Raw genomic sequence first — 24244 nt, 5'->3', positions numbered from 1 at the left:
ACACCGGGGCCGCCATGAGCGAGCAACTGAGGTTCGGCATCGAAGAAGAGTATTTCATTACGGACCTGGCCACCCAGCGGATGCCAGGCGAAGTGCCTCGGGCTGTGAGCGATGCGTGCAAGGCTGCAGTTGGCCATGGCTTCGCCTACGAGATGTTCCAGGCGCAGATCGAAGTGGCTTCGCCTGTTTTCACCCGCCTGTCGCAGGCCGCAGAGTATTTCGCCAACGCCCGCGGCGCCCTGCGGCAGGCGTTGCAGCCCTTCGGCCTGGGATTGCTGAGCGCCGGCAGCCATCCCCTGGGGGATTGGCACCTGCAACGGGCCACGACCCAGGCGCATTTCCAGCAACTGTTCAACGATTACCAGCAGGTTGCCCGACGCAGCCTGCTCTCGGGCCTGCACGTGCACGTTGAAATTCCGGGTGACCGGGACCGCATTCACGTCATGAACGAGGTGCTGCCCTGGACACCGCTGCTGCTGGCGTTGAGCAGTTCCTCGCCCTTTTGGCAGGGCGATGACAGTGGGTTCGCCAGTTATCGGCAGACCGCCTGTGATGAATGGCCGCGCATGGGCGTGCCGGAGTACCTGGAAGATCAGCATGACTACGACGCCTACGTCGCCTTTCTCATCGCCAATGGCACCCTGAAAGACGCCGGTGGCTGCTGGTGGGGCGTGCGTCCCTCGGCCGGCTATCCGACGCTGGAGTTACGCATGACCGACGCCTGTCCGCGCCTGGGGGACGCGCTGAGTCTGGCTTCACTGTTCCGCGTGATGGTCGCCCATGCCATCGCGCAACCTCGCCCGGGCGCGGATTACTCGGCGAAATCAAGATGGCGAGTGATGGAGAATCGCTGGAGGGCGAAACGGTCGGGCATCAACGCAGCGTTCCTCGTCGAGGGTTTCGACGCACCGGTGACCCTTGGGCAATGGCTGTCCATGGCAGAGCAGACGCTGGGGGAAACCGCGCGAGCACTGGGCGTGGAGGGCGTGTTTGCCGAGCTGCGGCAGATTGCCTGCGAAGGCAGCAGCGCAGAACGGCAGCGCGGCGTTTATGAAGCCTCCATCAGCAGCGGCCACACCACCGATCTTGCGCTTTCGCAGGTGGTCGATCATCTGCTGACGGAAACCGCCCAGGGCCATCGCCCGCGTACGGCTCAGGCCGAGGGCAGCAGCACCGTGAAGGTCGTGCCCTGATCGAGCGTCGACGCCACTTCGATGCTGCCGCCGTGGCCTTCGACGATTTGCGCGGCGATGAACAAGCCCAGGCCCAGCCCGGCGGATGAGCCCTTTTCGTCGCTGGCATAGCTGGAGTAGCGGCCCTGGGGATTGAACAGGCAGGGCATGAGATGGGCCGGAATGAGTTCGCCGCGATTGTGCACGCTGAACAATGCTCGGTCGCCTTGGCGGGCGAGTGTCACGTGGATCGGTTGCTGCGGATCGCCATGGCGAATCGCGTTGGCAATCAGGTTGGTGAACACCTGCTCCATGCGCAACGGATCGAAGTGGCCGGTGACGCGCTCGCTGGCATGCAACACAATCCGTACCTGCGCAAACCCGGTGCGCAGCTCCTCGATGACCGATGTGCACAGCGCGTTCAGCTCGCAGGCTTCGCGCTTCACGGGTATTCCCGTCCCCAGGTTGACCCGCGCCAGGTCGAGCAAGTCATTGACCATCAGGTTGGCTCGCCGCACGCTCGTGCTTATCTGTGTTGCCAGCTGAAGTCCGCGCTCGGACAGGTTTTCGTGCTGGCGCAGCAGGTCGCTCGCCATCATCACCGCGCCCAACGGGGAGCGCAGGTCATGCCCGAGAACGCCCAGCACGTTCTTGCGTGTCGATTCCACGGCTTGCCCATACGTCGCAATGGATTCCACGAGCACCTGATCGATCGCTTCGTTGAAACCAATCATGTCATCGACCTGGGAACCGTCGACGAAGGGGGCGTCCGCGAGCCAGAGCCGCAGCACGCTGGCGCGCAAGGCCCGGTACTCCAGGACCATCTGGTCCAGGGTGAACCCTGCCATCAGACGTGTGCTTGCCTGAGCCCTGGCCGGCGAATCGCCCTCGGGCCGGGCACTGCGCATGTCGCGGGCAACCGTTTCCAGAATGAACTGCGCATGGTTGTTCAGGCCTTTGGCGTCCATTGCCGGCCCAGGTGTGTCGATCGTCCCGGTGTACGTCTCCCTTGCCAATAAAATCTGTTGCATGTGCGTGAGAATGAAATCAGACAGTCGCATAGCGGTCGTTCTTGCCTCCCTGGTAACCCGTAATAGGAATGTGCCTTGCGTCCGACAGGCGAACGGGCGAAGGAGCCGGCCTTGGCTCCAGGTGTCATTTTAGTTGAGGACGAAGAGAGTGTAGGCGCGATGCATGACCCCCGTGGGAGCGAGCCTGCTGGCGATGGCATTCGATGACGACGCTCTGGCGGTCCGGCTACCGGCGTTGTCCGGACCTCGCTCCTACAGCGGGGGGGTGTTGGATTGCAGGTAACCCTTCGGCGAACACCCGGTCCTTTCCTTGAAACACCGATAAAACGTCGACAACGAGTTGAACCCGGCCGCGCTGGCAATCTCCTCGATCCGCGCCGCCGCTCCCTGGGCATTCAGCCGTTCAAGTGCCTCGTCCAGGCGCAGCTGATTGAGCAGGGCATAAAACGTCTGGCCGCGAACCTGATTGAGGAAAAACGAAATCTGGTTGCGCGTGTAACCCGTCGATGCAGCCACATGGGACAGGTCCAGCCGGGGATCGAGAAAGGGCTTGGACTGTTCGAAGTACTGCTGCAAGTCATTGGCCAGCGCCCCGATCTGCCGGGCCGACAAGCCCAGGCGACTGACCGCGCCGGCGCTGTAGGCCGGGCGGGTCACCGAAAGCGCCTGGCTGACCAGGACCGCGTGTTCGTTGACTTTGACAATCAGCCCGTCCCTGATCGACAGCGCTTCCACCGTGCGGAATGAAACCAGCCCGTCGCTGCCATTGAGCGTGACCCGGTATTGCAGGAAGGCGGTATCGCCATCGATGCGCAGGCGGTCGGTGTAGGTCTGCAACTCCTGCGATCCCAGCGGCATGCTGGCGCCGAGGTAGTCGCGCAGTTGCGCGTAGTCCAGGGTGCGGTTCTGCAGGAAGTCGTTGTATTCGACACTGGGGTGATACAGCGCCATCACGCCATCGAGGTCACGGCGCTTCCAGGCCTGGTGATAACGCACGGCGACCTCGTGGGTCTGCACGCTGGCAGGGTCTGTCACGAAGGTAGCGGTGGTGGGTAAATCAAGTGCTTCCACAACGAACTCCATGGCGCGGATCAGGGCAAAGCCCAGAGTATTCCAGAAGCGCCGGTTTTCCGCCCGTGTCCGCTGCGAGGTTTGTCGCGCCGTCGTACCTGTGAAAGCGCCGGCCATTGCTTTAGCGTCAGCCCATGAATTTTTTGGAGCATGCGCCCATGACACCTCACGCCGCGAACCAGTCCCTGGCCGATGCCCGGCCTTACCCTGTCTGGCAGGAGGCGCGAGTCGACACGCCCGTCGCCCCGCGGCTGACCGGCGATGTCTCGTGCGATCTCGCCATCGTCGGCGGCGGGTTCCTGGGTTTGTGGACGGCGCTGTTGGCGCGTCAGCGCTCGCCCGACGCGACGATTGTGGTGCTGGAGGCCGGGCAGTGCGGCGGCGAAGCCAGCGGGCGCAACGGTGGGTTTTGCGCACCGAGCATTTCCCACGGGGTGGCCAATGCGCTGAAACGCTGGCCCGGGGAAGCCGAGCAGCTGGTGCGCCTGGGCCGGGAAAACCTGGATGCCTTCGAGCAGGATCTGCAGCACTACGCCATGGACGTCAGTTTCGAGCGCAAGGGAAAACTCAACGTCGCCCACCAGCCCTGGCAGGTCGAAGGGTTGCGCTCGATGCAGCGTAACTACGCGCGTTTCGGGATTGCCTGCGAGTACCTGGAGGGCGAGGCACTCAAGTCGTACCTTGACTCACCTGACTATGTCGCGGGTGTTTTCGAGCCCAACTACGCGCTGCTCAACCCGGTGAAAATGGTCGCCGAGCTACGCCGGGTGTGCCTGGCGCAAGGTGTTCAGTTGTTCGAGCATTCCCCGGTCAGCGCCTTGCGCCAGGACGGTATTGCCCAGGTGCTGGAAACCGGCCTGGGCACGGTCAAGGCGGCCAGGGTCGCGCTTGCCACCAACATTGCGCCGCCATTGCTGGGCTCGCTGAAGTCCAAGGTCATCCCGATTTATGACTATGCCCTGGCGACCCAGCCACTCGACGACGCGCAGTTGCGCGCCATCGGGTGGGTCGGGCGCTACGGCATCGCCGACAGCGGCAATCAGTTCCATTACCTGCGCAAAACCGAGGACAACCGCATTCTCTGGGGCGGGTATGACGCGATTTACCATTTCGGCAGCCGCCGTGACGAGGCCCTGACGCAACGTCCGGACAGCTTCGCGACCCTGGCCCGGCAGTTCCAGTCGGCGTTTCCGGCATTGGCCGATGTCAGGTTTACCCATGCCTGGGGCGGCATCATCGACACCTCGGCGCGCACCACGATGTTTTGCGGCACCTCACCGAACGGGCACGTGGCCTATGCACAGGGGTTCACCGGGCAAGGGGTATCGGCCAGTCGTTTCGCGGCGCTGACCCTGCTTGATCTGCTCGAGGGCAAACCGACCGAACGCACCAAACTGGCGATGACCTCGACCGCACCTTTTCCGTTTCCACCCGAGCCCTTGCGTTACGCGGGCGTGTCATTGGCCCAGCGCTCGCTGGCCCGCGAAGACCTCACCGGGCACCGTGACTGGCTGCTCAAGGGCTTTGACGCGCTGGGCATCGGTTTTGATTCCTGACTGAAGTGAGCACATCCATGAACAAGCCTGAACACATCATCGACTTCGCCAACCCCGATTTGCCAGCGGTCGAGCTGGAAACCAGCGACCCGGCGCTGGTCGATACGCCGTATCGCAGCCGCAGTTGGCGGCATTTTGTCGACCCGCAGAAGAAAGCCACGGGCGGTATCTGGGAAGCGCCCGAGCACCTTGAGCGCTGCGAATGCGATTACGACGAGCTCTGCCACCTGCTCGAAGGGCATGTGCGGCTGACCGACAGCCAGGGCGTCAGCCAGGAGTTCATGGCTGGCGCCACGTTCGTGGTCGCTGCAGGGTTCAAGGGCACCTGGGAAAATCTCACGCCTGTGCGCAAGGTGTTCATGATTCTGCGGGGGTGATTGGAACGGTGGGAGCCCATGCCTGCGACGCGCGTCAATCCACCCGCGCAATCATCTCCAGCTCACGCATCAACCAGTCCGAAAAGGCCTTGGCCAGCTCATTGGTACTGCGCAGCGGCATGATGATGAAGTAGGGGTGGGGGGCCGGGAACTCGATGTCGAACAGCCGGATCAGGGTGCCCTGGGCCAGGTGTTCGCCCGCCAGGATGTAATCGCTGATGGTGACGCCGGTGCCGGCAATGGCCGCATCGATGGTCAGCGAGGCGTTCGGCAGGTAGATGTTTTGTCGGCCCTGCAGGCTGGGAATGCCTGCCGCCAGGAAGTAGCGGCTCCAGTCGTACCCCTCGTCCTCGTGCAATAACACCTGTCGCTCCAGGTCACGCGGCTTGCGCAACGGCTCGCTGCCGTTGAGCAGCCGCGGGCTGCCCACCGGGAAATACATGATGTCGCCCAGTGCCGCGATGCGCTGGCCTTCGACCTGGCTGTCGCCGAACGAAATCACCATGTCCACGTTCGGCGTGGCCTGCTCGATCGGCAGCATGTACAGCGACACGTCCGGGTAGTCGCGCAGGAAGCGGTCGAGGATCTTCGAGATACGCGCCAGCAGCGCCGGGGCGCAGGCAATGCGCAGACTGCCGGAAGGGGTCGTGGTCGGCAGGGCGGTCTGGATATCCCGCAATTGCTCGAACGCACCGTTGACCAGTTGACTAAGCTTGCGCCCGGCCGAGGTCAGGTGCACGCCTTTGCCCTGGCGTTCCACCAGTGCGACTTGCAACTCCTCTTCGAGCTTCTTGATCTGATGGCTGATGGCGCTGTGGGTGACGTGCAGTTCCAGCGCGGCACCCCCCGTGCTGCCTTGGCGGACGAGGGCATCGAAGGCGCGCAAGGCGATCAGCGAGGGCAGTCGGCGGGTCGCTTTCAGAGCCATGTTCGCTTGATTAACCGTTAGTTGAATTCACATGAACCCTAGAAAACAAATCATTTGATGTCAATCTGGTTTGACTTGAAGATGGCTGCACGCGTCAGTCACTCAACCGCTTAAATGAGAGGGATTTTCGATGTCGGTCAAGCATGAGCATTTTGTCGACCTGTTGCGGCTGGGCAAGTCTTACGGCGAAACCCGTGCGTTGAGTGACCTGACCCTGCACATCAAGCGCGGCGAATTCCTGACCCTGCTCGGGCCATCCGGCTCCGGCAAAAGCACCACCCTGATGATGCTCGCCGGATTCGAGCAGCCCTCCGAAGGCCGCATCGAGCGCAACGGCCAGGACATCACCCACCTGCCAGCCGACCAGCGCGATTTCGGCGTGGTGTTCCAGGGCTATGCGCTGTTCCCGCACATGACCGTGGCGCAGAACATTGCTTACCCGCTCAAGGTGCGCAAAGTGCCCGCCGCGCAAATCACCGAGAAAGTCGGGCAGATGCTGGAAAGGGTCGGCCTGGAAGGCAAGGGCAATCGCGGCATCAAGCAGCTTTCCGGCGGCCAGCAGCAGCGCGTCGCACTCGCCAGGGCGCTGGTGTTCGAACCATCGCTGTTGTTGCTCGACGAGCCGCTGTCCGCCCTTGACCGGCGCTTGCGCCAGGAGATGCAGGTCGAGTTGGCGCGCATGCACAAGGAGTTCGGCACCACCTTTGTGTTCGTCACCCACGACCAGGAAGAAGCGCTGGCGCTGTCGGATCGTGTCGCCGTGTTCAACCACGGCCGGCTGGAACAACTGGGCACGCCGCAGGAAGTCTACGAGCGTCCGGCCAGTCGGTTCGTGGCCAATTTCCTCGGGGATACCAACCTGCTCGGTGTGCAGGGTATCCGCCGCCAGGACGATACGCTGGTCTGCGATTATCAGGGCCGGCCGCTGGTGGTCACCCGTGGCGCCGACCCGGTGGCCGTCAGCAACACCGGCCAGCACTGGCTGGCGATCCGTCCCGAACATGTCGACCTGCAACCGTTCGCCCAGGCCGGCGGCGGCAACGGCGTGGTCGCCCGCATGGAAAAACTGACCTATCTGGGCACCCACGTCAGCCTGGATATGCGACTTGAGGATGCGCAACCGATGGCGCTGCGCATCCCGGTCGGTCACCCGATGTTGAACAGCCTGGAGCGCGGCCAAGCGTATTGGTGCTCCTGGTCACGGCAGCATGGCCACCTGATTTGTTCCTGACGACAAAACCAAGCAACACACCTAACAAGAAACTGGTTCGATCACCTGCCCACAACCTATTGCATGGGGTTTCTAGGATGAAAGACAAACAGCGCTTTATCGACGACACAATGGACATCGCCCGGGAAAAGCTCGAAGCCGGCACGCTCAGTCGTCGCAGTTTCAACCAGGCCTTGATGGTCGCGGCCGCCATGGCCGGGCTTGGCCCGCTGCGCAGTGCATTCGCCGCAGGCGGATCGCTGGTGGTGTCCAATTGGGGCGGTGACGCAGTCCCCGCTTTCGAGAAGAGTTATCAGGGTTTCAACGCCGCCAGCGGCCTGCAGTTGAAGGTCGATGGCAGCGGGCCCACCGAGGGCGCGGTGAAAACCCAGGTCAACAGCGGCGCCGTGCGCTGGGACGTGTGCGACGGTGAAATGTATTCCTCGTACCGCCTGGGCAAGGAGGGCGTGCTGGCGCCGATCGATTACTCGATTGTCGACAAGTCGCTGATCGGCTATGGCGACATCCATGAATTCGGCCTGGCGAACTACACCTACAGCTACGTGATCGCCTTCGACGCCAAACGCTTTGGCAAGAACCCGCCAAAAAGCTGGGCGGATTTCTGGGACGTGAAGAAGTACCCCGGCAAACGCACGCTCTACAAATGGATGAGCGCCAACCTGGAGTGCGCCTTGCTGGCCGATGGTGTCGCGCCGGACAAGCTCTACCCGCTGGACGTCGACCGTGCCCTGCGCAAGATCGAAGAATTGATGCCGCACGTGGTCACGCACTGGTCCACCGGTGCCGAGTCGCAGCAACTGTTGCGCGACGGCGAGGCGAGCATGGGCCAGGTGTGGCACACCCGCGCCGAGCTGATCAAACACGACACCGGAGGTGCCATCGACTGGACGTTCGACAACGCCATCGTCGCGCCGTCGGTGTGGATGGTGCCCAAGAACAACCCCGCCGGCGCGGCCAACGCCATGAAGTTCATCGCCTATGCGCTGCGCCCGGAGGTTCAGGCCAGGCTGATGGAGGTCTACAACATGGGGCCGGTGGATGCCAAGGCGAACGCCTTGCTCTCGCCCGAGTTGCAGCGCATCAACCCGACCGCGCCGGAAAACCTGAGCAGGCAGGTGTCGATGAACAACCTGTGGTACGCCGATCACTACGGTGAGACGCTCGAACGTTACCTGGCGCTGATTGGTGGCTGACATGCGACTCGGTTCCCAAGGTACGTTGCGCATCTACGCACTGCTGATCCTGCCGCTGCCGGTGATCATCCTCGTCGGCTACCTGCTGCCGACGCTGGGTGTGCTGGGCTGGAGCTTCAGCCTGCCGCAGCCTGGCGTGCAGCACTACGCGACCATCCTCGACAGCGCGACGATCCACACGATCATCTGGCGAACCCTGCGCATCTGTTTGTTGACGACGCTGATCAGCGTCGCCATTGCGTACCTGATTGCCTACCGCTGGCGTTTCGCCTCGGGACGGGGACGGCAGTTCATCGAGTTGTTCGTGCTGTTGCCGTTCTGGTTGTCGATGTTGATTCGCGCGTTTGCCTGGCTGGTGTTGTTGCGCAACGACGGCCTGGTCAACCAGAGCCTGCTGACCTTGGGCATCGTCGACGAACCGTTGGCCCTGGTGCGCAACGAACTGGGCGCGCTGATCGGCATGGTGCATTTCATGGTGCCCTACGCCGTGCTGCCATTGCTGTCGTCCATGCGGCAGATCGACGACGGCTTGTTGCGTGCGGCGAGCAGCCTGGGCGCCGGTCGCTGGGCCATGCTCAAGGACGTGTTTTTCCCGCTCACCCTGCCGGGTGTGGCGGCAGCCTCGGCGACGGTGTTCGTGTTCAGCCTGGGCTGTTTCGTCACGCCAGCCCTGTTGGGCGGCGGCAAGGCCGCGATGCTGGCCGAGAGCATCTACATCCAGATGTTCCAGTTGTCCAACTGGGGCCTGGGCGCGGCACTGAGCATTGTCCTGATGTTGATGGTCGCGGTTTGCGCGGTGGTGTTTGGCAAGCTGGTGGGTTTTGGACGTTTGACCGGGAGGACCGCATGAGCACATTGCCTACGGTGAATCGGGCGGCGGCACAAACGCCGGCCGCCACTCGATTCAAGTTGCGTTTCGATGTCGCCCGGCTGCTGTCGTTCGCCGGTCTGTGGCTGGCGGCGGGATTCCTGCTGCTGCCGATCCTGGTCATCGTTCCGCTGTCGTTCGGCGATCAGCGCTACCTGGCTTTTCCGGACGGTGCCTGGTCGTTGCGTCACTACCTGGAACTGCTGAGCGGCGGCTGGCTGAGTTCGATCCTGCAAAGCCTGGGGTTGGCGATTGTCGTGGGCGTGGTCAGTACCGCGCTGGCATTCATGTTCGCCACCGGCATCTGGCTGGAGCCGCGCTACCGTGTCGCGCTCACTGGCGTAGTGCTGTTGCCGATGATCGTGCCGCAGGTGGTGTCGGCCATGTCCATTTACTACCTGGGGGCCAGGGTCCAGCAACTCGACACCCTGCTGAGCGTGGGTTTCGGTCACCTGATGATGGCGCTGCCGTACTCGCTGATCGCCATGCTGGTGGCTTACAGCCGGCTCGACACCAGCCTGTACAAGGCCTCTCGCTCAATGGGCGCCGGGTTGTGGATGACCATCCGCCAGGTGCTGATGCCCAACGTGCGCGTGGGCATGGCCGGGAGTTTTTTCATGGCCTTCATCATGTCCTGGGAGGAAGTGGTGGTCACGCTGTTCACCAGCGGCCTCAACGTGATCACCGTGCCCAAGCGGATCTGGGATGGCCTGCGCTACAACCTGGACCCGGCCGTCGCCGCCGTCTCCACCCTGATGATTTTCATCACCCTGGTCGTGCTGTTGGTGCGTCTGTACCGGCACGGCAGGAACGCTGACACACCGGGTCGCTAGCCGACCCGCCTTACTGCGGTAACTCACCCGTCACCCGTGCACCTTTTCCCTAAGGAGGGATACCTCATGATGACTGCATTTCCCCTGCGCACTTATCGTCAACGCATCGACGCGGTCAAACGTCGAATGAGCGAGCGTGGTCTTGACGCGCTGGTGGTCAATTACCCGGACAACATCAACTACCTGACGGGCTTCGACAGCCTGGGTTTCCTCTGGTATCAGGCGCTGATCATTTCGCCCAAGCTGGCCAATCCGATCTTCCTGACCCGCACCAGCGAAGAGCCTTGCACCTATGAGTTGTCGAGCCTGGAAGAAGGGATTTTCTACGACATCGCCAAGCAGGACCCGCTGCGCATCGTCGCCGACTCGCTCGAAGGGCTGGGCCTGAGCCAGGGGCGGATCGGCCTGGAAATGCAGGCGTCGACCTTCAGTCCCCTGCAATACACCACCCTGCTGCGGCACATGCCGAACGCGCATTTCGAGGATGCTTCGGTGGTGGTGGCCGAAGAACGCCTGATCAAGACCGCCGAAGAAATCGAATACCAGCGCAGTGCCGCGCGCATGGCCGACTACGGCATGCGGGCGGCGTTCGAAGCGCTGCGTCCGGGCATGTCCGAAGTGGAAATTTCCGGCGTGGTGTCCAAGGCGCTGGGGGAGGCGGGCAGCGAGTACTCGGCGATCAGCCCGATGTGCGCCACCGGCCGCCGCAGCACCATGACCCACGCCATGCCGCATCGCATCACCATCAGCCCCGGCGACGTGGTGATTCTCGAGCATGCCGGCGTGTGCAATCGCTACCACGCGATCCTGATGCGCACGGCGGTCATCGGCAAACCGACGGCGCGGGTGCGTGAAGTCTCGACCCTGCTGACCGAAGCCTTCAACGCCGCCATCGAGGTGGCGAAGCCGGGCACGCCGGTCGGCGAGGCCAACCGCGTGTGCAACAAGATCCTCGATCGCATCGACCTGTCGCGCACCCGCGTGCACCGCATCGGCTACAGTCTTGGCCTGGCGTATCCGCCGACCTGGCTGGAGGCGATGATGGTCGACGAGGCGGACGATCATGTGTTCCAGCCGAACATGTCGTTCTCGATCGAACCGAACCTGTCGCTGTACTCCGAAGGTTTCGGCCTCAAGCTGGGGGACACGGTGCTGTGCGAAGCGGACGGTTCGCGCAGCCTGTCGGAAATTGCTCCCGAACTGACGATCATCGACTGAGGAGTACTTCATGTCTGCATTGATGGACGTTTTCTGGCACGACGACGTGCTGCGCCACGACACCGGCTACGGGGTGTTCGAGGCACCGCCCAGCGAGCTGCTGGACACCCAGACCCAACACCCGGAAAGCAACCCTCGGCTGGTGAACATGCGGGCCATTCTGCGCAATGGACCGGTGGCCGACCATCTGGCCTGGCACGCGGGCCGCCACGCCACGTGGCATGAAATCCTGCGTTTTCACACCGAGGCGTATCGCGACGACATCCAGCAAGCCGATCAGCACGGGCGGCGCTTCAGCAGCACCACGCTGATCAACGCTGGCGGCCTGGCCGGGCTGCTGGCCGCCGCCGGCACCAGTGTCGCGGCGCTTGAACAAACCCTGCGCGAGCATCGGCCGGCCATGGCCCTGGTGCGTCCGCCGGGCCACCATGCGGCGCCGGCGATGGCGGACGGTTACTGCTTTTTCAACAACGTGGCGGTGGCCGCGCGAGCGGCCCAGGCGGCGGGGATCGAGCGGGTGGCCATCGTCGACTGGGACGTGCACCACGGCAATGGCACTCAGGAGGGTTTCTACCAGGACCCCACGGTGCTCACCGTGTCGCTGCACATGGATCACGGCGCCTGGGGGCCGAGCCATCCGCAGACCGGGGGCGTCGAGGAGCGGGGCAGTGGCGAAGGGCTTGGCTGCAACCTGAACATCCCGTTGCCGATGGGTTCCGGGGACCTGACCTACGAACTGGCGTTCGAGCAGTTTGTGGAGCCGGCGCTGGCGGCGTTTGCTCCCCAGTTACTGATCATCGCCAATGGCCTGGACGCCTCGCAGTTCGACCCGAACGGCCGGCAGCTGTTGACCATGTACGGCTTCAATCGTCTGGCACAACGGGCCCGCCAGTTCGCCGACGCGCACTGTGAAGGGCGGCTGCTGATCGTTCAGGAAGGCGGCTACAACCCGGCCTACAGCGCTTACTGCCTGCACGCGGCGGCCCAGGGTTTCCTTGGCCAGGCGTCGACCTTGCCCGACCCGCTGGCGTACATGCCCGCGTTCGAGGAGCGCAGCCATGCGGATGTTGCCGCGCTGGGCCGGGCCCTGGAGGAGGTGGGTTGGGCGTTCTGAGCAGGGGGGAGGCGCAGTTCGCTCGCGATGGTTGTCAGCGATGACGCTGGAAGCCTGGGGTTGCTGAGTGTTCTACGGTCCATCGCGAGCAGGTTGCGGCTGTATCCAGTTCCCTTGTGGGAGCGAGCCTGCTCGCGAAGGCGCCTGAGGGCTGAGCTTGTTGTGCTTTGACCGAGTGCATATCTATTGCTGCGGTCACGGCCGCCTATGGTTCCGCTCTTACAGCGGGTCACTTTTTTCAAACACCAAAAAAGTAACCAAAAAGGCTCGCCCCAAGCGTCCGGCCCCTCGCTTGGGCTCGGCGTTCCTTCGCTGCGGCATCCCTCCGGGGACATCGCCTCCGGTTTGCTGCGCTGCACCTCCTCTCGATGTGTGCGGCTTCGCCGCACGGCGCTGCGCGCCCACTCCCCGGATGAATGCCTCCACTCAGCCTTCCGAAGGGGCGGGTGGATCAAAAGCAAAAGCAACTGCAAAAGCAAAAGCAAGATCGAGAGTGCAAGGCGAGCTAACGCTTGGCCTGGTGGTTGGGTGGGCTCCTCCTGTGGGAGCGAGCCTGCTCGCGAAGCGGTTGGAACGTTCAATCGCCAGGGCACTGAGGCTTCGCTACAGCGCCATGATCGCCCGTGCCGCGATATCCGTCCCGCGGGTGGCCTGCATGGTCTGGCTGAAGGAGGCCAGGCGTTGTTTCATCGACGGGTCGGCCAGCAGTTGTTCGAGGGCGGCAGGCAAGGCCGCCAACGGGTCGGCAAACCGTGGCAGGTAGCGCCCTACACCGACTTCCTCGGCGCGGGCGGCGTTGTCGTGGCCGTCCCAGCAGTAGGGGATGATCAACGACGGCAAGCCGAAGTACAGCGCCTCGCAAAAGCTGTTGTTGCCGCCGTGGTGGATGAACAGCTGGCATTCCTTGAGCACCGCCGGTTGTGGAAACCAGCTGTCCAGGTACACGTTGTCCGGAACCGTGGTGTACTCGTCGCGATAGGCTCCGACGTTGATCAGGAACCGGTAGGGCAGGTGTTCGATGGTGCCGATCAGGCGCTTGATCATACCGGTGTCGGCGGCCCCGAGGCTGCCGAAGCTGATGTAGATCAGCGGCGCGTCGTTGTGCCGGGGAAAGTCCGGAACGATGTAGGGCGCCTCACGCCGTACGCAGCCGTCGAGGTACACATAACGCTGCGGGTCCAGGGGCTGTTGCCGTGCATAACGCACCGGCGTCGGCGACAGCAGCAGGTTGAGCCACGGCGAGTCGCCGAGAAACTGGCCGGGCGGGCAGGGCGCTGTGCCGTTGCTGGCGAGGAACTGCGAAAAGCGTTCATGGGCCGGCATGACCGCCCGACGGTAATGCTCGGCGAAGGTTTCCCGGCCTTGGCCGTCACTGGCCAGGCATCCCGACAGGTAGGGCGGCACGGCGGCGTCCGGCAGTTCGGTTTCGGCGCAGGAAACCATGCGCACCCAAGGGCATCCCGCGTTGGCGATGGCGGGGAACATGACCACGTTGTCGAGCACAATGACGTCCGGCTTGAGACGGCCCAACAGTTGCTGCAGCGGTTTTTCCGCCTCGATGGCGGTGTCGATGATCGCTTCCCAGGCCGGCGCCACGTAGCTGTCGATCTGCGCCAGCGGGGTCTGGTCGAAATAGGGGATGTTGCGCTCGATGAAGCGCTCCCAGTAGTGCTGGTGCTCCGCTGCCGACAGCGGGCTGACTTGCGGTATCGGGTATTCGTCGAAACCGTATTCGGCGAACAGGCCCTGGAAATGTTCGTGGCAGATAAAGACCGGTTTTGCCCCCAGCTCACGCAGTGACTGGGCGATACCAATGCAGTTCAGCGCCGCGCCGAAACTGGCTTCCGGAAACAGGGCGATCAGTTTTTGTGGGTGCATGGCAAAAAAATCCGTGGCGGGTAAAGCCCGCCGTGCCTGAGATGACTGGATGCTGTCTTATTTTATAAAAAAAATCATCCTGTTTTTTTCGTGGTTCAGCGGCGCCCGAACAATTGGCTCTGCGGAATCCCGCGATTGGCCGTTTGCGGCCGCTGGGCGGCGCTCAGGCGCAGGTGCAGGCGCAGCAGGTCGGCGGCGATTTCCAGTTGCCCGCGCTCGATGTGCGCAATGATCTGCAGGTGTTCGCGCAGCGCCTCCTGCAAACGGTGCACGCTGACCGTCGGCAGCAGGTTCGGCAGACGCCGCAGGCTCTGGTGCTGGAGCAGGGCGTCGCCGATGAAGCGGTTGCCACAGCTCTGGCCGATCAGCTCGTGGAAGCTGATGTCCAGCTCGCGAAACTGCTGGATGTCGAAGTGCTCGACCGGGCTGGCGAGCAGGGTCTGCATGGCGCTGCGCAGCAGGGCCAGCCGTTGCGGGTCGGCATTGAAGTGAGGGCTGAGCAACGCTTCGGGCTCGAGGATCAGGCGGTATTTGAGGCTTTCCTCAAGGGCGGCCAGACTGTTCAGCGATGGGCGAAACAGCCACGACTGGCCGGGTCCGCGCTCGATGGCCTGGCTTTCGCTGAGTTGCTGCAGGGCTTTTTGCGCGGCAGGTCGGCCGATGCTGTAACGACGCATCAATTCGCTGATGCTGATGCTGTCGCCGAGGCGCCCGGCCATGCGGTCGCGCAGCACCGAGGTCGCCAGCTCTTCTTCCTCGGCCTGCGGCAGCGCAGCGTTGAAGGCCTGGCCGGCCGGCGCGGCGAGCAGGCGATAGCCCTTGCCGGCTTCATGGCTGAGCAGGTTTTCCTCCAGCAGCACTTTCAGGGCGCCTCGGATCAATGTGCGCGACACCTGGAACGTGCGCGCCAGTGCCTGCTCGGCCACCGGGTCGCCGGCCGTCAGTCCGCTTTCCTGGGTGTGCTCCAGAATCCGTCGGGCCAGTTCCAGGTGGTTGGTGCGAGGTTTTTTTTCGACTGTTGTGCTCAAGCGTCTGATCTCTATTTGGGCGCTTCGGACTCAGTTGCTCATCTTATGTCATGCACCGCTCGAGCGTCAGGCCGGAAAAAAGCGTTGACATCTTTCCATGCTGGTCCTAATTTCTAAAAAAAAACACATGCAATCGTTTCTCTGTTTGCCGTACTGCCTTCGAACACAAAAAAAATCAATCGTCGGGTGAGTATTATGAGAAAGCTGAAAGGCCTTATGTGTCTGGGATTGAGCGTTTCCCTGGCGATCGCTGCACAAACCGCCAATGCCAAGGACATGGTGATTTCCATCTGGGACGGCTACATGGCCCCGGAGGCGCTGGACAAGTTCAAGGCGGCCAGCGGCGTCGACGTCGACAAGGCGTTGCATGCGACCAACGAAGAGATCATGGGCAAGCTCATGGCGTCTGGCGGTGAAGGCTATGACGTGGTGTTCGTCTCTTCTCCGTTCGCCGAAGTCCTGCACAAGCAGGGGCTGCTGGCGGATATCGATCCGGTCAAAGTTCCCAACCTGAAAAACCTCTACCCCGAAGCGACCCAGCTGGAATATGACCCGGGCAACCATTTCTCGGTGCCGTACACCTGGGGCACGACCGGGATCTGCTACCGTTCCGACAAGGTCACGCCGGCACCGGTGAGCTGGAACGAATTGCTCAACCCGAGCGATGCGCTCAAGGGCAAGGTGACGATGCTCGCCACCGACCGCTGGATGCTCGGCGCCGGGTTCCTGGCCAAGGGCTGGTCGGTCAACGACAGCGATCCCAAGCAGATCGCCGCCGTCCGCGACCAGTTGATCGCCACCAAGAAACGCATCCTCGCCTTCGACGACACCACCTTCTACTCCAAGCTCGCTTCCGGTGAATCGCTGATGGCGCACGCCTGGGATGGCTGGTGCAATTACGGCACCCAGGCCAATGCGGCGATCAAGTTCGTGGTGCCCAAGGAAGGTTCCGACCTGTGGGTCGACACCATGGTCGTGCTCAAGAGCTCCAAGCACCAGGAGCAGGCGTTGCAGTTCATCAACTTCATGCTCGCCAAGGAAAACCACGTCTGGGTCGCGGAAAACATCCTCTACAAAATCCCCAACCAGGCTGCAATGGCCGGTTTGTCCGCTGACCTGCTCAAGCAATATCCCAACCTCACGATCGCCCCGAGCGAGCTGTTGAAGATGGAGCAATTGCGCGATCTGGGCGGCACCACGCAAAAAGCCTACACCCGGGCTGTCACCGAAATCATGGCGGCGCAGAACTGAGCCTCGCATCACGTAGGCCGCATTGATCACGAGGCATGCCCTGCATGCCTCGCCACGCTCGCAAGCCGCCTCCGTTCCGGGGCGGGAGGATATGGGTAATGAGTGCTTTGCATGCTGACAGGCGGCTGTCGGCCTGGCTTCTTGCGCCCGGCTTTGGCTGGTTGCTGATCTTTCTGGTGGTGCCGTGCGTGCTGGTGCTGGTCTACAGCTTCGTCGAGCGCGGCGCCTACGGCGGGATCGACTGGCTGTTCACCTGGGAAAACTACCAGCGTGCGTTCGATCCGCTGTACCTCGGTATTTTGCTCAAGTCGGCGAAAATCGCCGGGCTGGCGACGCTGTTCGCGGTGCTGATCGGCTACCCGGCCGCCTACGCCATTGCCCGTGCGCCTCGGCGTCATCAGGCGGTGTTCCTGTTTCTGGTGATGCTGCCGTTCTGGAGCAACTACCTGATCCGCACCTATGCCTGGATCGTCCTGCTCAATCGCGAAGGCCTGATCAACCGCACGCTGCAGCTGTTCGGCTACAGCGGCGATCCGATCAACCTGCTGTACACCGAAGCGTCGGTGGTGCTGGGGCTGGTCTACAACTACATCCCGTTTGTGATCCTGGCGATTTTCTCCTCGCTGTCGCGCATCAACAACGAACTGTGGGACGCGTCGAAAGACCTCGGGGCCTCGGGCTGGATGACCTTCCGCCGCATCATCCTGCCGCTGAGCGTGCCCGGTGTCGCGGCCGGCGCGGTGTTTGTCTTCGTCCTGAGCATCGGCAACTTCATCACTGCCGATCTGTTGGGCGGCAAGCAGGTGCAGATGGTCGGCAACCTGATCTATTCGCAGTTCCTCACCGCGCGGGACTGGCCGTTCGGCGCGGCACTGAGTTTCTTCCTGATCGCGATCATGCTGATCCTGTTGTTCGTCCAGGCCCTGGTGGCCCGCCGTGCAGAAGGGGGCCGGGCATGAGTCAGTCTCGTTCCATAAGCGGCACCGCCCTCAATACGCACCTGTGGCTGGTGTACGCCTTCCTGTATGTGCCGATCCTGGTGCTGATCCTGCTGTCGTTCAACAAGTCCGGCCTGCCGACCGCCTGGGGCGGCGTGTCGTTGAAATGGTACGTGGCGCTGGCCCACAACTCGGCGATCCTGTCGGCGGCCCTCAACACCCTGATCGTGGCGCTGGCGGCGACCTTCATTGCCTGCGTGCTGGGTACGTTCCTGGCGCTGGGCATCGAGTTGCGCCGCAAGGGCAATGACAAGGGGCAGGTGGTGGACACGTTGCTGATGGCGCCGATGATCATCCCCGACATCGTCCTGGCGATTGCGCTGCTGAGTTTCTTCAACCTGCTCAAGGTCGGGTTGGGCCTGCACTCGATCATCATCAGCCACGCCGTGTTCAACATCGCCTTCGTCTGCGCGGTGGTGCGCACGCGGCTCAAGCACTTCGACTACTCGATCCTCGAGGCCTCGATCGACCTGGGGGCGAGCGCATTCACCACGTTTCGTCGAGTCCTGCTGCCGGCGATTTTCCCCGGTGTGCTGGCCGGCGGGTTGCTCTCGTTCACCCTGTCGGTGGACGAATTCATCATCGCGTTTTTCAACTCCGGTTCCGGCCAGGCCTCGACCACGTTGCCGATGCAGATCTACGCCATGATCCGTTTCGGCGTCACCCCGGAAATCAATGCCCTGGCGACGCTGGTGATGCTGGTCAGCATCACCGCGCTGCTGGCTTCGCAGCGTCTCAACAAGGCTCCTCGCACCCATGAATAACTCATCTGCGGTACTGATCCTGGACAAGGTCAGCAAGTCTTATGGCAACGGCCTGGCGGTCAACGAGGTGTCGCTGAACATCCGCGAGAACGAATTTTTCGCGCTGCTGGGACCGTCCGGCTGCGGCAAGACCACCTTGCTGCGCATGCTCGCCGGTTTCGAAACCCCCAGCGCCGGTTGCATCTACCTGGACGGCAAGGACATTTCGCCACTGCCGGCCAACAAGCGTCCGCTGAACCTGATGTTCCAGTCCTACGCGCTGTTTCCCAACATGACCGTGCGCAAGAACATTGCCTATGGGCTGGAGATGGAACGCCTGCCAGAGGCGGACATCCGTCGCCGGGTCGATGAAGTACTGAGCACCGCGCAGCTCGGTGAACTGGCCGAGCGCAAGCCCGATCAGCTTTCCGGCGGCCAGCGCCAGCGCGTCGCCCTGGCGCGGGCGCTGGTCAAGCGTCCGCGGGTGTTGCTGCTGGACGAGCCGCTGGGTGCACTGGACAAAAAGCTGCGGGAAAAGATGCAGCTGGAACTCAAGCGCCTGCAACTCGAGAGCGGCATCACCTTCATCATCGTCACCCACGACCAGGAAGAAGCCCTGGTGATGTCGGACCGCATGGCGGTGCTCGACGGCGGCAAGGTCTGCCAGTGCGGCAGCCCCACCGAGCTGTACGAAAACCCCAACAGCCGCTTCGTTGCGAACTTCATCGGCGTCAGCAATCTGCTGGAAGGCGTGCGCTCCGGGCCACACAGCGTGCGCGTCAATGGCCAGGAACTGGCCGTCGAGACCGACGCGCCGCTGGTGCCGGGGCAACCGGTGGCCGTGGTGGTGCGTCCCGAGCGCCTGCAGGTGCTGGGTGAAGGGGAGGTGTGTGCCAACCAGGTGAGCGGTCACATCGTCGAAATCGCCTATCACGGCCTCGACACCAACCTGCACGTGCAGACCGGGTTCAGCGACAAGCCGTTGATCGTCCGGGTGCCGTCCTCGCAATTCGAATTTGCCCATTTTGCTATCGGAATGAGCGTCCGGCTCGGCTGGCAGGCTCGCCACGCCCGTGTGTTGACGCGCTGACAAATAAAAAAAGACCAGGCAGGAGAACCGCTCGATGAAACAGAAAGTGATCGCCTTCTTTCCGGAAGCCGCTTATGGCCCGGCGCTGAACTCAGTCGGTATCGCCCAGGCGTGCGAAGCCCTCGGCCACAAGGCGGTGTTCCTCACCGACCCGGGCATGAGCGGCGTGTATGCCGGCTACGGTTTTGAAGAACACATGGTCAACATGTCGGCGCCGATGCCCGCCGAGGAAATGGCCCGTTACTGGGTCGACTTCATCAACGGCCACATTCCCAATTTTCGCAAATCGCCCCTGGATCAGATCGACAACTACGTGAAGGAGTGCTGGGCCGCCATCGTCGACACGGCGAAATGGGCGCAGAAGGATCTGCCGGCGGTGCTGGACAAGGTCAAGCCGGACCTGATCTGCGTCGACAACGTCATCCTGTTCCCGGCCATCAAGCAGTATGGCAAGCCGTGGGTGCGGATTATTTCCTGTTCGGAAAACGAGATCGAAGACCCGGACATCCCGCCGCACCTCTCGGGCATGAGCGTCGACGACAAGGCCGGGCATGCCCGTTTCCGCCAGCGCTTCGAAGAAGTGGTCGGGCCGATCCACGAAGACTTCAACCAGTTCCTGCAAGCCCATGGCGAACAACCGTACCCGCTGGGGACGTTCTTCGAAGCCTCGCCGTACATGAACCTGCTGCTGTACCCGGACGCAGTCAAGTTCGAACGCCGTCACCCGTTGCCGCCCGAGCGTTTCCACTACCTGCAGGGCTGCGTGCGCAGCGACACCACTTATGAAATTCCCCAGTTCCGCGCCAACAACGACAAGCCGCTGTTGTACGTCAGTTTCGGCAGCCTCGGTTCCGGCGACGTCGACCTGTTGCAGCGCCTGATTCGCGCTGTCGGCCAGTTGCCTTACCGCGCGTTGTTCAACGTCGGCGAGCACCTCGACGAGTATCCGGACCTGCCCGACAACGTGCAGATCTCCAACTGGTTCCCGCAACCGTCAGTGATCGCCCAGGTCGATGCGGTGATCCACCACGGCGGCAACAACAGTTTTACCGAATGCCTGTTTTTCGGTAAGCCGGCGATCGTCATGTCCTACGTCTGGGACGGTCACGACAATGCCATGCGCGCCGAGGAAAGCGGCCACGGTTTCAAACTCGATCGCTACGAATGGAGCGAAGCGCAGCTGGCGGAAAAACTCGCCGCCTGCCTCAACGATCAGGCGATGCGCCAACGCCTGCAGCGCACCAGCGCACAGATGCAATCACGCAAGGGCCCCGCCGATGCGGCGGCCATTCTCGACAAGGTACTCAACGATGCCTGATGCAAACACCACGGCGGGAATCACGCCGTACCTCGAAGCCGTCAGCACCCGCACCGACCTGGTGGACTGGGGCGTGCAGAGCGATGCCGTCGAAGGCGTTTCGCACTCCAGCGGCCGCCTGCTGTTCAAGGGGCCGAACAACAGCCCCGAAACCGGACTCTGGGTGTGCACGCCGGGGCGCTGGCGCCTGTCGATTCCCCGTGACGAGCTGTGTCACTTCCTCGAGGGCGATGCCACCTATCGCCACGACAACGGTGAAGTGATCGAGATCCAACCCAATACCCTGGTGCTGTTCCCGGCCGGCTGGACCGGCGAGTGCCACGTGAGGCAAACCCTGCGCAACGTTTACATGCTGGTCTGAACCTCGATACCGGCAGGTGCGAGCCCGCTCGCGCCTGCAGACAACCTGATTTTTTGGAGAAAAACCATGACCACCCCGTTCCTGTACAACCCGCTGCAAATCACCGACGTCAAGGACTGGGGCGTGATCCCGACCATGCTGGAAGGCGAATCCCGTGTCTCCGGCGTCGTCCTGCACAAGGGGCCCGAAGGCCAGTCCGAGTGCGGCGTGTGGATCTGCACCCCGGGCAAATGGTTCTGTCACGTCACCAGCGACGAGTTCTGCCACTTCCTGGAAGGCCGCTGCACCTACGTCCATGAGTCCGGCGAAGTGATCGAGATCAAGCCCGACACCGCAGCCTTTTTCCGCAAGGACTGGAAAGGCGTGTGCACCGTTCATGAGACGGTGAAAAAGGTCTACATGATCCGGTGATTGCCATGACTCAGACACGTACGCCAGCGCTTGACCGCGAAGGCCAGCGCGCCGCCTTTCTGGCGCGTGCCGGCTTTGCCGGGGCGCCGTTGCAGGCGTTACCGGCCGACGCTTCGACCCGGCGCTATTTTCGCCTCGGCGGCGAAGGCCTGTTGCTGATGGATTCGCCGCCGCTCAGCGAGCCGATCGGCCCGTTCGTGCGGGTCGCCCGGCATTTGCACAGCCTGGGGCTTTCCGCGCCGGGCTTGATCGAGGTGGATGAGGACGCCGGACTGGCGCTGATCGAAGACTTCGGTCACGACACTTACACCCGGCTGCTGGCGGCGGGGCACCCGGAAGGCGCGTTGTACCGGTTGGCGGTCGACGCGCTGGTGGCGTTGCATCGGGCACCGTCCGCCGCCGCACTGGCGCCCTATGACGCCGGGCAACTGAGTGACGAGTGTGCGCTGTTCATCGACTGGTACGTGCCGTTGCTGATCGGCCAGGACGCCGCGCGTGCTCTGCGCGAGGCGTTTCTGCTGCTGTTCGCCGAGGCCTGCAGCGATGTCGCGCAACGCCGCGAAGCGCTGGTGCTGCGGGACTACCACGTCGATAACCTGATGCTGCTGGAAGGTCGCGAAGGCGTGGCGGCCTGCGGGTTGCTGGACTTCCAGGACGCCTTGATCGGCGCCGCAGCCTACGACCTGATGTCATTGCTCGAAGACGCGCGCCGCGATGTGCCCGAGGCACTGCGCGTGGCGATGCTGACGCATTACCTGATGCAGCGCCCGGAACTCGATGCGCCGCGTTTTCTCGAGGACTACCGGCGCCTGGCCGCCCAGCGCCACGCCAAGGTGCTGGGTATTTTCGTGCGCCTGGCCGGTCGCGACGGCAAGCACGGTTACCTGGCGCACTTGCCGCGCACCCTGGGTTTGTTCGTTCGCGCACTGGACGCCGAGGCCTTCGGGCCGCTGCGCGCGTGGCTCAACGGCCATGTGCCCGGCTGGCGCGATGAATTGCCGCCGGCCACCCTCGACGCATTGCGCCAAACCCCTTATCGATTGGTTCAAGGATCTGCCCATGGCCACCTTTAATACTGATACCGCACTGCGCTTCATCAATGGCGAATACCAGCCGCTGAGCGAGGCGCGTGTGCGCGAAGTGCTGGACCCCGCCACCCTGCAACCGGTAGGGCAGGTCGGGCTGTGCGGCGAAGCCGACGTCCAGGCCGCCGTCGACGCCGCCACCGCCGCGCAACGGCAATGGCGGCTGATCGATGCGAAAAGCCGCGCCGCGCTCCTGCATCAACTGGCCAATGCCATCGAGCAGGAGGTTGCCTGCAACCGCGAAGTGGCACGGCTGATGACCCTGGAAATGGGTAAGCCGTTTCCGGAAGCCATGGGCGAGCTGGCCAACTGCGCGCCGATCTTTCGCTACTACGCGGAAATGGCCCGGGACGATGCCGGCAAGGTCGCCGGCACCACGCAGATCGGCTCGTTCCAGCACGTGCGCTACGAACCCTATGGCGTCAGCGTGCACATCATGCCGTTCAACTTTCCGATCCTGCTGATGTGCTGGACGGTCGCCGCCTCGCTGGCGGCCGGCAACGCCTGCATCGTCAAGCCGGCGGAAGCCACGACCCTGTGCACGCTCAAGTTCATGCAGCACTTCACCGCCTTGGCGCCGGGCCTGGTGTCTTGCGTGCCGGGCGATGCGGCGACGGCACAGGCACTGGTGAAGTCCAGCGGCACTCACGCGGTGGCGTTTACCGGCAGTGTGGCGGCGGGCAAGGCCGTGGCGGTGGCCTGCGCTGAACAGATGAAACCCTGCGTGATCGAGGCCGGCGGCAGCGATCCGTTGATCATCTCCAGGCATGCGCCTCTGGAGGTCGCGGCGGCGGGCGCGGTGACTGCCGCGTTCCACCTCAGCGGACAGATCTGCACCTCGGCGGAACGCTTCTACGTCGTCGATGAAGTGCATGACGAATTCGTCGCCCGATTCGCTGAACGCACCCGCGCCCTGCGCATCGGTCATGGCCTGGAACACACGGAAATCGGGCCGATGGTCAGCGAGGCGGCGCGCAACAAAGTCATGCGCCTGGTGGACGATGCCGTGGCCAAGGGGGCGACGCTGGTCTGTGGAGGTCGGGTGCCGCCGCAACACAGTGTCGGCTGGTTCTACGAGCCGACCATCCTGACCGGGGTGACCACCGACATGGCAATCCTCCAGGAGGAGTGCTTCGGCCCGGTTGCGGCAATCTGCCGGGTCAGCGACTTCGACGACGCGGTGCGCCTGGCCAATGATTCGCCGTTCGGTCTGGGCGCGTCGCTGTTCTCCACCGACCTGGCCGAAGCGATGGAGGCGGCCGAGCGTCTCGAAGCCGGGATGGTCTGGGTCAACAACCCGCTGATCGACAACGACGCGCTGCCCTTCGGCGGCTGGAAGATGTCCGGTCTTGGGCGTGAACTCGGGCGGCAGGGCCTGGAGGCGTTCCGCCGCTCGAAAATGGTCATCATCGATCATCAGCCGAAGATCCATGACTGGTGGTATCCGTATGCCGACGACGTGTTCTATCGCGATCAGGCCTGAGCCGTC

The 24244-nt window shown here is 63.1% G+C and carries 23 protein-coding genes; 18 read left to right on the top strand and 5 right to left on the bottom strand.

Going from position 1 to position 24244, the window contains the following annotated elements; genetic code table 11:
- The first annotated feature begins 14 nt into the window (after window positions 1-14).
- Entirely contained in the window at window positions 15-1193 is a 1179-nt protein-coding gene (locus IB249_RS00990) for a carboxylate-amine ligase (RefSeq protein WP_192301677.1), read from the top strand.
- Here the strand turns inward: IB249_RS00990 and IB249_RS00985 are convergent.
- Window positions 1154-2233, bottom strand: a complete 1080-nt coding sequence (locus IB249_RS00985) for a sensor histidine kinase (RefSeq protein ID WP_192301676.1) — start codon at window positions 2231-2233, stop codon at window positions 1154-1156. The genes IB249_RS00990 and IB249_RS00985 overlap by 40 nt on opposite strands.
- 222 nt (window positions 2234-2455) lie before the next feature.
- On the bottom strand, window positions 2456-3274 hold the full coding sequence (locus IB249_RS00980; protein ID WP_412547982.1) for a helix-turn-helix domain-containing protein: 819 nt from the start codon (window positions 3272-3274) through the stop codon (window positions 2456-2458).
- A 158-nt stretch (window positions 3275-3432) separates the two neighbouring features.
- On the opposite strand from IB249_RS00980, the gene IB249_RS00975 reads away from it, so the two are divergent.
- Window positions 3433-4830: an NAD(P)/FAD-dependent oxidoreductase gene (locus IB249_RS00975; protein WP_192301674.1), complete on the top strand. Its 1398-nt coding sequence runs from the start codon at window positions 3433-3435 to the stop codon at window positions 4828-4830.
- Between the two features lie 17 nt (window positions 4831-4847).
- Complete coding sequence (locus tag IB249_RS00970; protein WP_225606789.1) at window positions 4848-5207, top strand: cupin domain-containing protein; 360 nt, start codon at window positions 4848-4850, stop codon at window positions 5205-5207.
- A 34-nt stretch (window positions 5208-5241) separates the two neighbouring features.
- Here the strand turns inward: IB249_RS00970 and IB249_RS00965 are convergent, their stop codons facing one another.
- Window positions 5242-6135 carry a LysR family transcriptional regulator gene (locus IB249_RS00965; protein WP_192301672.1) on the bottom strand — a complete coding sequence of 298 codons (894 nt, stop codon included), beginning with the start codon at window positions 6133-6135 and terminating at the stop codon, window positions 5242-5244.
- Between the two features lie 130 nt (window positions 6136-6265).
- Here IB249_RS00965 and IB249_RS00960 point away from each other — a divergent pair, with 130 nt between their 5' ends.
- The 6 genes from IB249_RS00960 (at window position 6266) to IB249_RS00935 (ending at window position 12592) form a co-directional block, all read left to right on the top strand.
- Complete coding sequence (locus IB249_RS00960; protein WP_192301671.1) at window positions 6266-7366, top strand: ABC transporter ATP-binding protein; 1101 nt, start codon at window positions 6266-6268, stop codon at window positions 7364-7366.
- 77 nt (window positions 7367-7443) lie between these two features.
- Entirely contained in the window at window positions 7444-8559 is a 1116-nt protein-coding gene (locus IB249_RS00955) for an ABC transporter substrate-binding protein (RefSeq protein ID WP_192301670.1), read from the top strand.
- Between the two features lies 1 nt (window position 8560).
- Window positions 8561-9409, top strand: a complete 849-nt coding sequence (locus IB249_RS00950; protein WP_192301669.1) for an ABC transporter permease — start codon at window positions 8561-8563, stop codon at window positions 9407-9409.
- A complete protein-coding gene (locus IB249_RS00945; RefSeq protein ID WP_192301668.1) occupies window positions 9406-10260 on the top strand; it encodes an ABC transporter permease in 855 nt (284 codons plus the stop codon). The genes IB249_RS00950 and IB249_RS00945 overlap by 4 nt, the downstream gene beginning before the upstream one ends.
- A 66-nt stretch (window positions 10261-10326) precedes the next feature.
- Complete coding sequence (locus IB249_RS00940; RefSeq protein ID WP_192301667.1) at window positions 10327-11478, top strand: M24 family metallopeptidase; 1152 nt, start codon at window positions 10327-10329, stop codon at window positions 11476-11478.
- 10 nt (window positions 11479-11488) lie between these two features.
- Window positions 11489-12592, top strand: a complete 1104-nt coding sequence (locus IB249_RS00935; RefSeq protein ID WP_225606788.1) for a hypothetical protein — start codon at window positions 11489-11491, stop codon at window positions 12590-12592.
- Window positions 12593-13195: 603 nt separating this feature from the next.
- Here IB249_RS00935 and IB249_RS00930 read toward each other — a convergent pair.
- Together IB249_RS00930 and IB249_RS00925 are read right to left on the bottom strand one after the other, a co-directional pair.
- Window positions 13196-14470 (bottom strand): nucleotide disphospho-sugar-binding domain-containing protein, encoded by a 1275-nt coding sequence (locus IB249_RS00930; protein ID WP_192301666.1) that lies wholly within the window; start codon window positions 14468-14470, stop codon window positions 13196-13198.
- Window positions 14471-14565: 95 nt separating this feature from the next.
- Entirely contained in the window at window positions 14566-15498 is a 933-nt protein-coding gene (locus tag IB249_RS00925; RefSeq protein ID WP_192301665.1) for a GntR family transcriptional regulator, read from the bottom strand.
- 195 nt (window positions 15499-15693) lie between these two features.
- Here IB249_RS00925 and IB249_RS00920 point away from each other — a divergent pair, with 195 nt between their 5' ends.
- From IB249_RS00920 to IB249_RS00880, 9 genes are all read left to right on the top strand, one after another.
- Window positions 15694-16749 carry a spermidine/putrescine ABC transporter substrate-binding protein gene (locus IB249_RS00920; protein WP_192301664.1) on the top strand — a complete coding sequence of 352 codons (1056 nt, stop codon included), beginning with the start codon at window positions 15694-15696 and terminating at the stop codon, window positions 16747-16749.
- Between the two features lie 98 nt (window positions 16750-16847).
- Window positions 16848-17708 (top strand): ABC transporter permease, encoded by an 861-nt coding sequence (locus IB249_RS00915; RefSeq protein WP_192301663.1) that lies wholly within the window; start codon window positions 16848-16850, stop codon window positions 17706-17708.
- Complete coding sequence (locus IB249_RS00910) at window positions 17705-18511, top strand: ABC transporter permease (RefSeq protein WP_192301662.1); 807 nt, start codon at window positions 17705-17707, stop codon at window positions 18509-18511. Before IB249_RS00915 ends, IB249_RS00910 begins: the two co-directional genes overlap by 4 nt.
- Window positions 18504-19580: an ABC transporter ATP-binding protein gene (locus IB249_RS00905; RefSeq protein ID WP_192301661.1), complete on the top strand. Its 1077-nt coding sequence runs from the start codon at window positions 18504-18506 to the stop codon at window positions 19578-19580. The genes IB249_RS00910 and IB249_RS00905 overlap by 8 nt, the downstream gene beginning before the upstream one ends.
- A 34-nt stretch (window positions 19581-19614) precedes the next feature.
- Entirely contained in the window at window positions 19615-20898 is a 1284-nt protein-coding gene (locus IB249_RS00900; protein WP_192301660.1) for a nucleotide disphospho-sugar-binding domain-containing protein, read from the top strand.
- Window positions 20891-21259: a cupin domain-containing protein gene (locus IB249_RS00895; RefSeq protein ID WP_192301659.1), complete on the top strand. Its 369-nt coding sequence runs from the start codon at window positions 20891-20893 to the stop codon at window positions 21257-21259. The genes IB249_RS00900 and IB249_RS00895 overlap by 8 nt, the downstream gene beginning before the upstream one ends.
- A gap of 66 nt (window positions 21260-21325) precedes the next feature.
- On the top strand, window positions 21326-21670 hold the full coding sequence (locus IB249_RS00890) for a cupin domain-containing protein (RefSeq protein WP_192301658.1): 345 nt from the start codon (window positions 21326-21328) through the stop codon (window positions 21668-21670).
- A 5-nt stretch (window positions 21671-21675) separates the two neighbouring features.
- Entirely contained in the window at window positions 21676-22743 is a 1068-nt protein-coding gene (locus tag IB249_RS00885; RefSeq protein ID WP_192301657.1) for an aminoglycoside phosphotransferase family protein, read from the top strand.
- Window positions 22730-24238: an aldehyde dehydrogenase family protein gene (locus IB249_RS00880; RefSeq protein WP_192301656.1), complete on the top strand. Its 1509-nt coding sequence runs from the start codon at window positions 22730-22732 to the stop codon at window positions 24236-24238. Before IB249_RS00885 ends, IB249_RS00880 begins: the two co-directional genes overlap by 14 nt.
- Window positions 24239-24244: the final 6 nt, after the last annotated feature.

This window comes from Pseudomonas sp. PDM04 (genome assembly GCF_014851765.1).
Classification (GTDB): Bacteria; Pseudomonadota; Gammaproteobacteria; order Pseudomonadales; family Pseudomonadaceae; genus Aquipseudomonas.
The sequence above is the reverse complement of the archived record's forward strand: the minus strand, read 5'-3'. Positions and strand labels throughout refer to the sequence as shown.